We start from the raw sequence: 13,709 nt of genomic DNA on the forward strand, positions 1-13,709 counted from the left end.
ATACCATGCATATCAGCAAACTGACGGCTCCGGCCCTGCTCGCCCTGGCCCTGGCCCTGTTCGGCCCGGCCGCGCAGGCCGCCGGGCTGGTTCCGCCCCAGGGTTACTACGCCGGGATCGAGAAACTCAAGACCGGACCCAGCGACTACAAGTGCGAGGCTATCCCCAAGCCCTACACCGGCAAGCTGCAATTTCGCAGCAAGTACGAAGGCTCGGACCAGGCCCGGGCGACCCTGAACAAGGCTTCGGAAAAAGCCTTCCGCGACTCCACTGCGAGCATCACCACGCTGGAGCGCGGGGTCAGCAAACAGGTCATGCAGTACATGCGCGACGGCCGCCCGCAGCAGCTCGATTGCACCCTGGAGTGGCTGGGCAGCTGGGCTCGCGCCGATGCGCTGATGTCCACCGACTACAACCATACCGGCAAGTCCATGCGCAAATGGGCGCTGGGCAGCCTGAGTTCGTCCTGGCTGCACCTGAAGTTTTCCAACTCCCAGCCGCTGGCCGCACACCAACAGGAAGCCGAACTGATCGAAAAATGGTTCGCGCGCCTGGCCGAGCAGGTGGTCAAGGACTGGAGCGATCTGCCCCTGGAGAAGATCAACAATCACTCCTACTGGGCCGCCTGGTCGGTGATGGCCAGCGCCGTGGCCACTGACCGCCGCGACCTGTTCGACTGGTCGGTGAAGGAATACCGGGTTGCGGCCAACCAGGTCGACGCCCAGGGCTTCTTGCCCAACGAGCTCAAGCGCAAGCAACGCGCCCTGGCCTACCACAACTACGCCCTGCCACCGCTGGCGATGGTCGCCAGCTTCGCCCAGGCCAATGGTGTCGATGTGCGCCCGGAAAACAATGGCGCGCTCAAGCGCCTGGGTGAGCGGGTGCTGTCCGGGGCGAAGGACCCGAGCCTGTTCAAGGACAAGAGCGGCGAGAAGCAGGCCATGGGTGACCTGAAGGTCGACAGCAAATACGCCTGGCTCGAACCCTGGTGCAGCCTTTACCGCTGCAGTACCGATGCACTGGAGAAAAAGCACGACATGCAGCCGTTCCGGAATTTCCGCCTCGGCGGCGACCTGACCCGGGTCTACGACCCGCAGGCAGAGCAGAAAAAATAACGCAGTACCTGTAGGAGCCGGCGTTGCCGGCGATGGGCTGCACAGCAGCCCCGGAAGACCAGCAATGCTTCGCCTTGCATCGCTGGCAATGCCAGCTCCTACAGGGGCTGTGCAAGGAAAAGGTTTGACTTAGTTTCCCCGGAAATTTTTCACGGGGGGTTTGGGGGGCTGCTGCCCCGATTGTGGATAACGACAAGGAGAGATCGGGATGGTGTTCTCGTCCAATGTGTTCCTGTTCCTGTTCCTGCCGATCTTTCTCGGCTTGTACTACTTGAGCGGGCAACGCTATCGCAACGCCCTGTTGCTGCTGGCCAGCTACCTCTTTTACGCCTGGTGGCGGGTGGACTTCCTCGCCCTGTTTGCGGGGGTCACCCTGTGGAACTACTGGATCGGCCTGAAAGTCGGCGCCGCCGGCGTGCGGACCAAACCGGCGCAACGCTGGCTGCTGCTCGGGGTCGCTGTCGACCTGTGCATCCTTGGCTACTTCAAGTACGCCAACTTCGGCGTCGACAGCATCAACGCAATCATGACCTCCTACGGTCTTGAGCCGTTCATCCTCACCCACGTGCTGCTGCCGATCGGTATCTCGTTCTACATTTTCGAGTCGATCAGCTACATCATCGACGTGTACCGCGGCGATACCCCGGCCACGCGCAACCTGATCGACTTCGCCGCCTTCGTGGCGATCTTCCCGCACCTGATCGCCGGCCCCGTCCTGCGTTTCCGCGATCTGGCCGACCAGTTCAACCACCGCACCCACACCCTCGACAAGTTCTCCGAAGGCTGCACGCGGTTCATGCAGGGCTTTATCAAGAAGGTGTTCATCGCCGACACCCTGGCGATGGTCGCCGACCATTGCTTCGCCCTGCAGAACCCGACCACCGGCGATGCCTGGCTCGGCGCCCTGGCCTACACCGCGCAGCTGTACTTCGACTTCTCCGGCTATAGCGACATGGCCATCGGCCTGGGCCTGATGATGGGTTTCCGCTTCATGGAAAACTTCAAGCAGCCCTACATCAGCCAGTCGATCACCGAGTTCTGGCGGCGCTGGCACATCAGCCTGTCGACCTGGCTGCGCGACTACCTGTACATCACTCTCGGCGGCAACCGCGGCGGCACCTTCGCCACCTACCGCAACCTGTTCCTGACCATGCTGCTGGGCGGCCTGTGGCACGGCGCCAACTTCACCTACATCATCTGGGGTGCCTGGCACGGCATGTGGCTGGCCATCGAGCGTGCGCTGGGCCTGGACACCAACCCGCAGCGCTTCAACCCGGTGAAATGGGCCTTCACCTTCCTGCTGGTGGTGGTCGGCTGGGTGATCTTCCGCGCCGAAAACCTCGACGTGGCCGGACGGATGTACGGCGCCATGTTCAGCTTCGGTGACTGGCAACTGTCCGAGCTCAACCGCGCCAACCTTACCGGCCTGCAAGTGGCAACCCTGCTGGTGGCCTACGCGACCCTGGCGTTCTTCGGCCTGCGCGACTTCTACCGCAACGCCAAACCTGCGCCCAAGGCCAGCCCGGTGGCCGTGCAGGCCGACGGCAGCCTGAGCCTGGACTGGGGCCTGTACGCCACCCGCGCCCTGGTGCTGCTGCTGTTCGTCGCTTCGACCCTCAAGCTCTCGGCGCAAAGCTACTCGCCGTTTCTCTACTTCCAGTTCTGAGTGAGCCGACCATGACCCGATCATTACGCAAACTCTACTCCGTGTTGTTCCTCGCCCTGCTCCTGGGCCTGGGTGTGTGGTCGCTGGGGGGCTTAAGCGGCTTCCAGCGCACCACGCAGATGAGTGTGCTCGACGGCAAGCTGGCCAAGGCCGCCGAGAGCCACTACGACGAACAGTTTCCGCTCAAGCGCATCGGCACCAACCTGTGGGCGGCGCTGGACCTCAAACTGTTCAACGAAGGCCGCCCCGGCGTGGTGCTGGGCCGCGAGCACTGGCTGTTCAGCGACGAGGAATTCAAACCGGTCGCCAACAGCGATCAGTTCGAACAGGAAAACCTCGCGTTGATCCGCGGCGTACGCGACACCCTGCAACAGCGCGGCGTGCAGCTGGTACTGGCAATCGTGCCGGCCAAGGCACGCCTGTACAGCGAGTACCTGGGCGAACAGACCCCGGCCAGCCTGCACGGCGACCTGTACAACGAGTTCCATGCCCAGGCCCGTCAGGCCGGCGTCTTTGCCCCGGACCTGCTGGCCCCGCTGCAGCGTGCCAAGAGCCGTGGCCAGGTGTTCCTGCGTACCGACACGCACTGGACGCCGCTGGGCGCCGAGGTAGTCGCCCAGCACCTGGCCGAAGCCGTCAGCCGCCGGAGCCTGCTCAACGGCGAGCCGCAGCAGTTCATTACCGAACAGCGCCAAAGCGCGCCGTACAAGGGCGACCTGACCAGCTTCCTGCCGCTCGATCCGCTGTTCAGCAACCTGCTGCCGCCGCCGGACACCCTGCAACAACGCAGTACCCGTCCGGCTGCCGACGAAGGTGAAAGTGGCGACGCCTTATTCGCCGACAACCAAATCCCGGTGGTGCTGATCGGCACCAGCTACAGCGCCAACCCCAACTGGAACTTCCTCGGCGCGCTGCAGCAGGCACTGCGCAGTGACGTGGTCAATTACGCCGAAGACGGCCATGGCCCGCTGCTACCGATGCTCAAGTACCTGCAAAGCGACGCCTTCAAAAACAGCGCCCCGCAAGTGCTGATCTGGGAGTTTCCGGAACGCTATCTGCCAATGAAGAACGACCTCAGCGGCTTCGATCCGCAGTGGATCGCCCAGTTGAAGAAAACCCGTAATGCCAATCAAGACCTGGCCCTGTCGTCCAATCGGACGCAACACTGAGAGGTAACGCACATGACCACCCAGCACCGTATTGCCAAAGCCTTTGCCCTGACCGCCGGCATGAGCCTGCTCTCGCTGCAGGCCTGGGCCGGCGCCGATGCCGCCCTGTACGGCCCCAGCGCGCCGAAAGGCTCGACCTTCGTGCGCATCTACAACGCCAGCAACCAGACGGTCAGCGCCAACGTCGGCAACACCCAGATCAACGACGTGGCAGCCCAGGCCAGCAGCGACTTCAGCTTCATGCCCCAGGGCGACTACAGCGCCAGGCTCGGCAGCCAGAGCCTGCCGGTCAAGCTCGCCTCCGACCACTACTACACCCTGGTCAACAACGCCTCGGGCACACCGCAACTGGTCGAGGAACCGCCGTTCAAGAACAAGCAGAAATCCTTGGTGCGGGTGCAGAACCTCAGCGACCAGGCCCTGACCCTGAAAACCGCCGACGGCAAGACCGAAGTGGTCAAACCGGTGGCCGCCAAGGCCCGTGGCGAGCGCGAGATCAACCCGGTCAAGGTCAGCCTGGCGCTGTATCAAGGCGACAAGAAAGTCAGCGATCTGAAGCCGGTGGCTCTGGAGCGCGGCGAAGCAGCGGTGCTTTACGTCACCGGATCCGGCAACAACCTGTCGCCGGTCTGGGTCAAGCGCCCGGTATCGACCCGTTAATCAACTGCCTCTTTCAATCTTCGGAGAACACTCATGATTCCAGTCATTCTGTCCGGCGGTAGCGGTTCGCGTCTGTGGCCCCTGTCGCGCAAACAATTCCCCAAGCAGTTCCTGGCCCTGACCGGTGAACACACCTTGTTCCAGCAAACCCTTTCACGCCTGGTGTTCGACGGCATGGACACCCCGATCGTGGTCTGCAACATGGACCACAAGTTCATCGTCAACGAGCAACTGAGCAGCCTGAAACTGCAAACCCAGGCCATCCTCCTCGAACCCTTCGGCCGCAACACCGCGCCGGCAGTGGCGTTGGCGGCGATGAAGCTGGTCAATGAGGGCCGTGATGAGCTGATGCTGGTGCTGCCGGCCGACCACGTGCTCGAGGACCAGAAGGCCTTGCAACGCGCCCTGGCGCTGGCCACCGTAGCGGCCGAACGTGGCGAGATGGTGCTGTTCGGTGTGCCGGCGAGCAAGCCGGAAACCGGTTATGGCTACATCAAGTCGAGCCAGGACGCACTGCTCCCCGAAGGCGTCAGCCGCGTCGCCCAGTTCGTCGAAAAACCGGATGAGCAACGCGCCAAAGCGTTCGTCCAGGCCGGTGGCTATTTCTGGAACAGCGGCATGTTCCTGTTCCGTGCCAGCCGCTTCCTCGAGGAGCTGAAAAAGCATGACCCGGACATTTACGACACCTGCCTGCTGACCCTGGAACGTAGCGAGGAAGACGGCGATAACCTGAGCATCGACGCCGCCACCTTCGCCTGCTGCCCGGACAACTCCATCGACTACGCGGTGATGGAAAAGACCCAGCGCGCCTGCGTGGTGCCGCTCAGGGCTGGCTGGAGTGATGTCGGTTGCTGGTCGTCGCTGTGGGAGGTGCACGAGAAAGACAGCAACGGCAACGTCACCAAGGGCGACGTTGTGGTCCAGGACAGCCGCAACTGCATGATCCACGGCAACGGCAAGCTGGTGTCGGTGATCGGCCTTGAGAACATCGTGGTGGTCGAGACCAAGGACGCCATGATGATTGCCCACAAGGACAAGGTCCAGGGCGTCAAACAGCTGGTCAACACCCTCAACGAACAGGGCCGCAGCGAAACCCAGAACCACTGTGAGGTTTACCGGCCGTGGGGCTCCTACGACTCGGTGGACATGGGTGGGCGCTTCCAGGTCAAGCACATTACCGTCAAGCCGGGGGCCTGCCTGTCGCTGCAGATGCACCACCACCGTGCCGAACACTGGATCGTGGTGTCGGGCACAGCGGAGGTGACCTGCGACGAGAACGTCTTCCTGCTCACCGAGAACCAGTCCACCTACATCCCGATCGCCTCGGTGCACCGCCTGCGCAACCCGGGCAAGATCCCGCTGGAGATTATCGAGGTGCAATCGGGCAGCTACCTGGGTGAAGACGATATCGAGCGCTTCGAGGATATCTACGGACGCTCGACGCCAATCGAACGCGGGATTTCGATCAAGACCATCGCGCAGTAACAACCTCATCGCGGGGCGACCCGACTTGCCCCGCGATGCTTTTTGAGGCCACCCCGGTTTGCGGTTAGGATAAAAGCACCTCCGTATCCAAGGCCTCGTCCATGATCATCGGCGCCCTGCTCATTCTCACCTGGCTGGTCCTGCTGCTGCGCTATCCGGCCAAGGCCCTGCCCATTTCCCTGTCGGCAATATTCGGCCTGGGACTGGTGGCGCTCTGGGTGGTCTGGCAAGACAGCCGCGAAACCCGCCAACTGGCACACCTGGACCTGCGCTTGAGCTACGCGCCTGACAGTTGCCCAGCCGACCGCCCACTACGCGTGCAAATGAAAAACGGCAACGACGTACCCTTGCAGACATTGCATTGGCGCGTAGCGGCTTATGCTCCAGGCGATAGCGTCAACCTCAGCGAAAACACCTACAGCGCACCGCGTTACCGTGGTCCAGGCGATCTGCAGCCCGGCGCCGAGTGGAGTGACTGCCTGCCATTGCCGCCGCTACGTTCGGGTTATCGCGCACAATCCCTGGAGTTCAGGGCTGAACACCTGCAGGGCAGTTTTGCCAACTAGCATTTTTGTCAGTACCGCACGCCCGCTCACAGGTGTTGAATAAAGCCTTCACCTGACGGGAGAACGCTGATGGAGATTCACGCCGTAAATGGCATCGCTGGGCTTGTGCCACTGCTCAAGCCAGGAAACAACCAGACTCCCGGAGTGATCCTCGTCGGTTCGGGCACCTGCCCTTCCTGCCAAACGCTGCATGAGGAGGTCAAACAGGCAACTCAGCCGGCCTCGTTCAAGCTTTACGCCATCGATGTCGATGCTTACGCAGAACCGGCCCTCAATATTGCCCTCAGGGATATCCTGCGCCCACTGGGTATCGAATACCTGCCCTCACAGATCCTGCTGCCGGCCAATGGCAAGCCAAAGGTCATCTGCAAATTCAATCTTCCGGAAATCAAACAGGAACTGGCCAAACTGCAGAACCGGGTTGCAGTATGATCGACGCCCCCTTCCCGATCAGCAGGCCCTTGCTATGCCCATCGTGCTCATCACCGGTTGCTCTAGCGGTATCGGCCGCGCCCTGGCGGATTGCTTCAAGCATGCCGGTTATCAGGTCTGGGCCACGGCGCGCAAAGCCGACGACGTGGCGCGGCTTGAGGCGGCCGGCTTCAGAGGTCGCCAGCTCGACGTCAACGACGCCCAGGCCCTGCAACGGCTGAGTGACGAGATTAACAGCGTCCATGCTGGCCTTGACGTGCTGATCAACAACGCCGGCTATGGCGCCATGGGTCCGCTGCTCGATGGCGGTGTCGAGGCCATGCAGCGCCAGTTTGAAACCAACGTGTTTGCCCTGGTCGGTGTCACCCGCGCATTGTTCCCCTTGCTGCGGCGTAACCGCGGCCTGGTGGTGAACATCGGCAGCGTCTCCGGTGTGCTGGTGACGCCATTCGCGGGTGCCTACTGTGCCTCCAAAGCCGCCGTACATGCCCTGAGCGATGCCTTGCGCCTGGAGCTGGCGCCCATGGGCATCCGGGTCATGGAAGTCCAGCCGGGGGCCATTGCCACGCAGTTTGCAGATAACGCCCAGACCCAGGCCGAGCAGGTGCTGGCCGCCGACTCGCCATGGTGGCCGTTGCGCGAACAGATCCAGGCCCGCGCTCGCGCTTCCCAGGACCACCCTACCCCCGCCACGGTCTTCGCCCAAGGCCTGCTGGCGGCAGTGGAAAAACAGCCAACTGCGCCCTTGGTGCGTTTAGGCAATGGCAGCCGTGCGCTGCCACTGATGGCGCGCTGGCTGCCGCGCAGGCTGTTGGACACAGTCCTGAAAAAGCGCTTCGGCCTCAGCCACCCGTTGTAACCGCGGCGGTCATGGCCGGGGCGAATGCCTGCCAGCCACCACCCAGGGCCTTGTACAACCCGACCAGGGCCTGGGACACCGCTGCCGAACTCTCGACCCACTGCTCCTCGCTGGCCAGCAAGGCGCCCTGAACGCTAAGCACATTGAGGAAGTCCACCGCGCCCTCCACGTACTGTTGCTGCGCGGTCTGCAAGGCAATGCGGTTCTGCCGTACCGCTTCGGCCAACAGATCACGGCGCAGCTGGCTGGCGTTATACAGTCGCAGCACATCGTCGATTTCATGCCAGGCGCGCAGCACCACCTGCTGGTAGCGCAAGGCGGCTTCCTGCTGCTGCGCCTCGCGCAACTCGAGTACACCACGCAGGCGCCCACCCTCGAAGATCGGCAGGCTCAACTGTGGCCCGATGCCGAAGCGGCGCGAATCCCAACCAGCAAAGTCAGACAATTGCATTGATTGGAAGCCGACATTGCCCGACAAGCGGATGCTCGGATAGAAATCGGCCTTGGCCACGCCAATACTGGCCGTGGCAGCATGCAGTTGCGCTTCGGCCTGAAGGATATCCGGACGGCGCGCAGCCAACTCCGAGGGCACGCCGATGGCAAAGCGTTGCTGCGGTGCCGGCATGGCGCCGGGCTCCAGCAGTTCAGCCTGCAAGCTGCGCGGTGGTTCGGCCAGTAACAGGCTCAGGGCGTTGATCAGCTGCGCCTGACGCTCCTCCAGCGTCGGCAGGTGCGCCTCGATCGAAGCCACCTGAGCACTGGCCTGGGCCACGTCCAAGGCGGTGGCGACACCATCGCGCAAACGCATTTGCGACAGACGCAGGCTATGGCGCGAGACATCAAGGTTTTCCCGGGTCACGGCCAGGGTGCTCTGCACCGCACGCAACTGGATGTAATTACCGGCAGTCTCAGCCAGCAACGACAGCAGCACACCACGGCGGTCGTTCTCGGCGACCTCAACCACTGCGTCGGCAGCTTCGACCTGACGTCGTACACGGCCCCACAGGTCCAGTTCCCAACTGGCAGTCAGATCACCCTGCCAGAGGTTGAAGGCCGACTTGCCGCCCCTGCCGGACGGGTCACTCAAGCCCTGCGCGCTGTTGCGGGCGCGGCTATAGCCCGCGTCGAGATCGACTGCAGGTGTTTGCTCGGAGGCGATGCTGGTGCGCAACGCGCGGCTTTGCAACAACCGTGCGCTGGCGATCTGCAAGTCGAGGTTACGTTGACTGGCACGCTCGATCAGGGCACTGAGTCTGGCGTCATGAAAGCTCTCCCACCAGCGTTGCTGCAGCGGCTCGGCCAGGGCCTGGCTCGGCGCTGGCGTTTCCTGCACGGGTGCCCAGCTGGCGGGCGCCTGGCTGGAAGGCTTGTGAAACTCCGGGCCCAGGGTGCAACCTACCAGCAGGCTCAGCAGCAAAGGGCAAAAGGCGAACGCAGGTTTCATCGGACGCTGACCTCTTTACCCGAGGTGAGCTTGGCGCCGGTATCGATCTTCGCCACCACCGACATGCCAACCCGCAGACGCTGCAGCAAGGGCTGATCGGCATCGAAGACGATCTTTACCGGAATCCGCTGCACCACCTTGGTGAAGTTGCCGGTGGCATTGTCCGGTTTTACTGCAGCGAAAGTCACTCCGGTCGCCGGCGCAATACTTTCAACCCGACCGTGCAGGTAGTCATCGGCGAAGGTATCGACGCGGACCTGCACCGGTTGCCCAGGCTGCACATGGGTCAGTTGGGTTTCCTGAAAGTTGCCGACCACATAGGCGTGTTCCAGCGGCACCACCGACAGCAGCCGCGCCCCCGGATTGACGTAGGCGCCGACGCGCAGCGCACGCTCACCGACCATGCCGTCGATAGGCGCCACGACTCGGGTATAGGACAGGTCCAACTGAGCCCGCTCGAGACTCGCCTGGGCATGTTTGAGTCCACCCTCGGCACTGTCCACTTGCGCGCTGAGGATATCCACCTGCTTGCGCGCTGCGGCCAGGGCCGCGTGTGAGTTGGCCAGGCGAGCACTGGCCTGATCGACCCGGCTGCGCGCCTGCTGGGCATTTTGCACGGTACCGGCGCCCTGCTCGGCCAGGCGGCTGTGACGCGTCAGCTCATGGTTGGCGAACGCCAGCTCGGCCTGGTCGGCATTCACCGCTGCCTGCGCCTGGGCAATGAGCGAGGCCTGCCGTTCGAGGGTCGCCCGCGCATTGTGTTGCTGCGCGCTGGACACCAGCAGTTGCGCCTGAGCCGCCGCCAGGGCCGCCTGATAATCACGGTCGTCGATCAGCGCCAGCACCTGTCCGGCCTTGACCTGCTGGTTGTCTTCGACCAGCACTTGCGTGATAAACCCCGCCACCTTGGGCGCGACCACCGTGTAATCGGCTGAAACATAGGCATCGTTGGTGCTCTGCTCGGCATCGCTGCCCAGCAACATCGGGCCGCAGACGCCGGCCAGGCCCGCAAGCACTAACGCGACAACGATCAAGGCGGTTTTTCGATGGGTACTTATTGTCGTCATGTCTTTCTCTCAGAACAGGAACCTAGGCCACCGCGCGCGGTGGATAGATCCGTGTAGGCACAAAAGGAATCAGCAGGATCAGCGCCGCGGCGAGCAACGCCATGCACAGGTAGAGGTCAGCCGCGGCCAGTACCAGCGCCTGCTCGTGAATGCGCTTGGCCAACCCCGGCGCATGGCTGTCGGCCAACGGCGAGTTGCCCAGGGTGTCGACCAACGTGTTGGAATGAAAATGTCGGCGCAATGTGGTCAGGGCCTCGAGCACCCCGGTGGCGACCACCGAAGCCAAGCCCTTGACGGTGTTGAACCAGGCCGAGGCGAACGGGCCGTCCTGCGGGGTCATACCGCCGGTGGCGAGCATCAGCAACGGTAATACGGCCATGGGCTGCCCGAAGATATGCAGCATCTGCAGCAGGTAGAAGTTGTCGCGAATCCACACGCTGGTGAGCTGGCTCCCCAGCACGCAGGACAACACCAGCATGCCCAGGCCGATGGCCAGGACCCAGCGGCAGTCCACTGCGCGGATGTTGCACAAAGCGGCAGTCAACGGCAGCGCGAGCAATTGCCCCAAGGCCACCAGCAGCAGCAACGGCCCGGTCTGCGCCGGACGGTAGCCCTGGATCTGGGCGAGGTAACTGGAAGGGATGAGGATCGCCGCAGTCAGCACGATCAGCACACCAAACAAGGTTACCAGGGCGTGAGTCAGGTTGCGGGTCTTGAGCATCTGCAGTTTGAAGAACGGCAAGGGTTCGGACCACTCGTTGAGCATGAACAGCACCAGCAACACCAGGCCGCCGCCCAGTAACCAGCAGATCAAGGGGGAACTGAACCAGCCCATGCGATCGCCCAGGGTCAGGCCGATCACCAGCGAACAGATCGCCGGCAAACCGAGTAACAGGCCACGCCAGTCGAACTGCTTGAAGCGCTCCAGGCGCAGCGGATCCTGGGGCAGGCCCCAGGCCACGCAGGCCATGGCCAGCAGTGAAGGCAGGATGATCTGCCAGAACGCCCACTGCCAACCGACATACTCGGTCCACAGGCCCGCCAGCGGTGTGCCCAGGTTCGGCCCGAAGGTGGCGGTCAGGGCATAACCGGCAAGGCCATAGACCTTGATCCCCGGTGGCAGGAAGCGCAGGGCGACACTCATCAGCATCGGCGGCAAGGCGCCTGACGCCAGGCCCTGCAGGGTACGCAGCAGCATCAGGCTGGCCAGGTTCGGGGCATAGGGTTGCAACAGCCCGAGCAGGGCGAAGGCGCTGATGGCACAGAGGGTGAAACGACGCAGGGAAAAGGTTGCGGCCATCCAGGGGGAAAAGGCCATGGCCGAGACCGACGCCGCCGCATACACCGCAACCAACCAGGCACCTTCATCGGCACCGATAAACATGCCGCCACGGATGTCAGCCAGCGACGCTTTGGTGACCATCTCATTGAGGCCGGCACAGAGCACCGCCAGCAACACGCCAAGCAGCCCGACCACTATGCGCAGGCCAAATGCCGTCGGCGCTGCGGGGGTGGCCACAGGCCGGGGCGCGACAGCAGTGGGCAGCGCAGTCAACGAACTCATTAAAGACATCTCCGGGGGTGAACAACTACCGGCAGAAGTCTATGAAGCGGCAATGATGACGGAAACTGACATATTGGCAGTTTACTAGTGCAGCAAACGCACGCCTTATATCAAGGGTTCTCGCTGCAGCACGCCTTGAGGGTCTGGCGCAGCCAGCGGTGGGCCGGATCGTGGTCAAAGCGCGGATGCCAGGCTTGCATCACCGTCACCCGCTCCATCGGCAGCGGAATGCGGAACGAGCGCAGCGGCAGACCGAGCTTGGTCACGCTGGTGAGGATGTTGGCCGGCATGGGCAGCAACAGGTCGGAGTCAGGCAGGGAAAACATCGCCGAGTGAAAACTCGGGGTGATCAGGGCGACGTGTCGTTGCACCTTGTAGTTGGCCAGCTCGATATCAATCGGCCCATTGGCCCGGCCACGACGGGACACACTGATCTGCGGGTAGGCGGCAAAACGCTCAGGGGTGATCGGCGCCTCGAAGATCGGGTGGTCCTGGCGCGCCAAACCTACATAGATCGTATTGAACAGGCTCTGCACTTTGATCTCGGGACCCAGGTCAATGGACGAGCTGACAATCAGGTCGGTGCGCCCATCGCGCAACACCGCATCGTCATCGCCCCCGCTCTCCGGCACGAAGCGCAGCACGGTACGCGGCGCCTGCTCATGCATGGTGCGCAGCAGCTGCGCGCCATACAGGGCGACGAACAGGTCATTGGTGCGAATGTTGAAAGCCCGGTCCAGCGTGCCAAGGTCGACTTCCTCGCGGCTGCGAAATACCAGCCCGGCCTGCTCGACCAGCGCCCGCACCTGCTCGTGCAACGCCAGCGCCCGCGGTGTCGGCACCAGGCCGCGGCCGGCGCGGACCAGGATCGGGTCACCGATGGCTTCGCGGATACGCCCAAGGGTCCGGCTCATTGCTGCAGGGCTCAGATTCATGCGCCGCGCAGCGCCCACCACACTGCCTTCATCAAGCAGCGCGTCGAGGGCGACCAACAGGTTCATATCCGGGATCTGCATTGCCAGGGTATCCATGGGGTAAGAAAGATCGATGTTAACAGCTCGGCAGCGACCACCGGGTTGCGCCGCACACAACTACACAGTGCATGCCAGGCCATTTATCCGCGCCAGGCCTTGGCCAACAATGACCGGCTCGATATTGGCCCAGTGGAGCCGTGCATGCTCAGTCCCGTCTTGATCGCCATCGATGGCTCCAGTGCCTCTCTCGGATTGCTGGAGCTTGCGCAACAGTACTGCCAGCCCGCCCGCCATCGCCTGCAGGTGCTGCTGGCGATCGACAGTGCCTTTGCCTTGAGCGATGGCCCCGGGGCGATCAGCCTGTACGAGCAACAGGAATTTCCGGCTGCCACCGACGAACAGCGCCATGCCGTGCGTGCCGTGCAACAGTCGCTGCAACGGCTGCGGGACCTGGGCTTTGAAAGTGAAGGCAAGCTGGCCCAGGGCGATCCGGTTGCGGCGATTGTCAGTGAAGCCCGGCGGCTCGATTGTGCGTTGATCATCATCGGGCATCGGCACCTGAACCGCCTGGGGCGCTTGCTCGACCCGTCGATCAGCAACAAGGTCATCGATCAGGCCGCCTGCCCGGTATTGGTGGATTCGCGGAGCGCCTAAAGAGCATCGCGGGGCAAGCTCGCTCCCACAGTAGCGGTGGGAGCGGGCTTGCCC

The 13,709-nt window shown here is 63.1% G+C and carries 13 protein-coding genes; 9 read left to right on the forward strand and 4 right to left on the reverse strand.

From position 1 onward, the window contains the following. Nucleotides 1–5 precede the first annotated feature (5 nt). The 8 genes from ACRESH_RS13640 to ACRESH_RS13675 all read left to right on the forward strand — a co-directional run bounded on the left by ACRESH_RS13640 (nucleotide 6) and on the right by ACRESH_RS13675 (nucleotide 7,952). On the forward strand, nucleotides 6–1,115 hold the full coding sequence (locus tag ACRESH_RS13640; protein WP_431742487.1) for a mannuronate-specific alginate lyase: 1,110 nt from the start codon (nucleotides 6–8) through the stop codon (nucleotides 1,113–1,115). Between the two features lie 208 nt (nucleotides 1,116–1,323). Then, nucleotides 1,324–2,781 carry an MBOAT family O-acyltransferase gene (locus ACRESH_RS13645; protein ID WP_431742488.1) on the forward strand — a complete coding sequence of 486 codons (1,458 nt, stop codon included), beginning with the start codon at nucleotides 1,324–1,326 and terminating at the stop codon, nucleotides 2,779–2,781. Nucleotides 2,782–2,792: 11 nt separating this feature from the next. Next, the gene (locus ACRESH_RS13650) at nucleotides 2,793–3,950 is read left to right on the forward strand and encodes an alginate O-acetyltransferase (RefSeq protein WP_431742489.1); all 1,158 of its coding nucleotides are present in this window, start codon (nucleotides 2,793–2,795) and stop codon (nucleotides 3,948–3,950) included. A 12-nt stretch (nucleotides 3,951–3,962) separates the two neighbouring features. Continuing rightward, the gene (locus tag ACRESH_RS13655; protein ID WP_431742490.1) at nucleotides 3,963–4,610 is read left to right on the forward strand and encodes an alginate O-acetyltransferase AlgF; all 648 of its coding nucleotides are present in this window, start codon (nucleotides 3,963–3,965) and stop codon (nucleotides 4,608–4,610) included. A gap of 33 nt (nucleotides 4,611–4,643) precedes the next feature. After that, nucleotides 4,644–6,095: a mannose-1-phosphate guanylyltransferase/mannose-6-phosphate isomerase gene (locus tag ACRESH_RS13660; RefSeq protein ID WP_431742491.1), complete on the forward strand. Its 1,452-nt coding sequence runs from the start codon at nucleotides 4,644–4,646 to the stop codon at nucleotides 6,093–6,095. Nucleotides 6,096–6,196: 101 nt separating this feature from the next. Beyond that, nucleotides 6,197–6,661 carry a multidrug transporter gene (locus ACRESH_RS13665; RefSeq protein WP_431742492.1) on the forward strand — a complete coding sequence of 155 codons (465 nt, stop codon included), beginning with the start codon at nucleotides 6,197–6,199 and terminating at the stop codon, nucleotides 6,659–6,661. 69 nt (nucleotides 6,662–6,730) lie between these two features. Then, nucleotides 6,731–7,093 carry a hypothetical protein gene (locus tag ACRESH_RS13670; protein WP_431742493.1) on the forward strand — a complete coding sequence of 121 codons (363 nt, stop codon included), beginning with the start codon at nucleotides 6,731–6,733 and terminating at the stop codon, nucleotides 7,091–7,093. A 34-nt stretch (nucleotides 7,094–7,127) separates the two neighbouring features. Next, nucleotides 7,128–7,952: an SDR family oxidoreductase gene (locus ACRESH_RS13675; protein WP_431742494.1), complete on the forward strand. Its 825-nt coding sequence runs from the start codon at nucleotides 7,128–7,130 to the stop codon at nucleotides 7,950–7,952. On the opposite strand, the gene ACRESH_RS13680 is transcribed toward ACRESH_RS13675, so the two are convergent. From ACRESH_RS13680 to ACRESH_RS13695, 4 genes are all read right to left on the reverse strand, one after another. Beyond that, entirely contained in the window at nucleotides 7,936–9,396 is a 1,461-nt protein-coding gene (locus ACRESH_RS13680) for an efflux transporter outer membrane subunit (protein ID WP_431742495.1), read from the reverse strand. The genes ACRESH_RS13675 and ACRESH_RS13680 overlap by 17 nt on opposite strands. Further along, on the reverse strand, nucleotides 9,393–10,454 hold the full coding sequence (locus ACRESH_RS13685; RefSeq protein ID WP_431742500.1) for an HlyD family secretion protein: 1,062 nt from the start codon (nucleotides 10,452–10,454) through the stop codon (nucleotides 9,393–9,395). The genes ACRESH_RS13680 and ACRESH_RS13685 overlap by 4 nt, the downstream gene beginning before the upstream one ends. Before the next feature lie 31 nt (nucleotides 10,455–10,485). Next, entirely contained in the window at nucleotides 10,486–12,027 is a 1,542-nt protein-coding gene (locus tag ACRESH_RS13690) for an MFS transporter (protein ID WP_431742496.1), read from the reverse strand. 110 nt (nucleotides 12,028–12,137) lie between these two features. Next, nucleotides 12,138–13,043 (reverse strand): LysR family transcriptional regulator, encoded by a 906-nt coding sequence (locus ACRESH_RS13695; RefSeq protein ID WP_431742501.1) that lies wholly within the window; start codon nucleotides 13,041–13,043, stop codon nucleotides 12,138–12,140. A 159-nt stretch (nucleotides 13,044–13,202) separates the two neighbouring features. Here ACRESH_RS13695 and ACRESH_RS13700 point away from each other — a divergent pair, with 159 nt between their 5' ends. Next, complete coding sequence (locus ACRESH_RS13700) at nucleotides 13,203–13,655, forward strand: universal stress protein (protein ID WP_431742497.1); 453 nt, start codon at nucleotides 13,203–13,205, stop codon at nucleotides 13,653–13,655. Nucleotides 13,656–13,709 lie beyond the last annotated feature (54 nt).

The sequence above is a fragment of the Pseudomonas sp. genome (assembly GCF_050739775.1).
Taxonomy (GTDB): Bacteria; Pseudomonadota; Gammaproteobacteria; order Pseudomonadales; family Pseudomonadaceae; genus Aquipseudomonas.

Excerpts from the sequence above, each read along its gene's own strand:
- ACRESH_RS13670 (WP_431742493.1), top strand. The coding sequence starts at position 6,731 with ATGGAGATTCACGCCGTAAATGGCATCGCTGGGCTTGTGCCACTGCTC.
- ACRESH_RS13665 (WP_431742492.1), top strand. The coding sequence starts at position 6,197 with ATGATCATCGGCGCCCTGCTCATTCTCACCTGGCTGGTCCTGCTGCTG.
- ACRESH_RS13660 (WP_431742491.1), top strand. The coding sequence starts at position 4,644 with ATGATTCCAGTCATTCTGTCCGGCGGTAGCGGTTCGCGTCTGTGGCCC.
- ACRESH_RS13675 (WP_431742494.1), top strand. The coding sequence starts at position 7,128 with ATGCCCATCGTGCTCATCACCGGTTGCTCTAGCGGTATCGGCCGCGCC.
- ACRESH_RS13700 (WP_431742497.1), top strand. The coding sequence starts at position 13,203 with ATGCTCAGTCCCGTCTTGATCGCCATCGATGGCTCCAGTGCCTCTCTC.
- ACRESH_RS13655 (WP_431742490.1), top strand. The coding sequence starts at position 3,963 with ATGACCACCCAGCACCGTATTGCCAAAGCCTTTGCCCTGACCGCCGGC.
- ACRESH_RS13680 (WP_431742495.1), bottom strand. The coding sequence starts at position 9,396 with ATGAAACCTGCGTTCGCCTTTTGCCCTTTGCTGCTGAGCCTGCTGGTA.
- ACRESH_RS13695 (WP_431742501.1), bottom strand. The coding sequence starts at position 13,043 with ATGCAGATCCCGGATATGAACCTGTTGGTCGCCCTCGACGCGCTGCTT.
- ACRESH_RS13690 (WP_431742496.1), bottom strand. The coding sequence starts at position 12,027 with ATGAGTTCGTTGACTGCGCTGCCCACTGCTGTCGCGCCCCGGCCTGTG.
- ACRESH_RS13640 (WP_431742487.1), top strand. The coding sequence starts at position 6 with ATGCATATCAGCAAACTGACGGCTCCGGCCCTGCTCGCCCTGGCCCTG.
- ACRESH_RS13645 (WP_431742488.1), top strand. The coding sequence starts at position 1,324 with ATGGTGTTCTCGTCCAATGTGTTCCTGTTCCTGTTCCTGCCGATCTTT.
- ACRESH_RS13650 (WP_431742489.1), top strand. The coding sequence starts at position 2,793 with ATGACCCGATCATTACGCAAACTCTACTCCGTGTTGTTCCTCGCCCTG.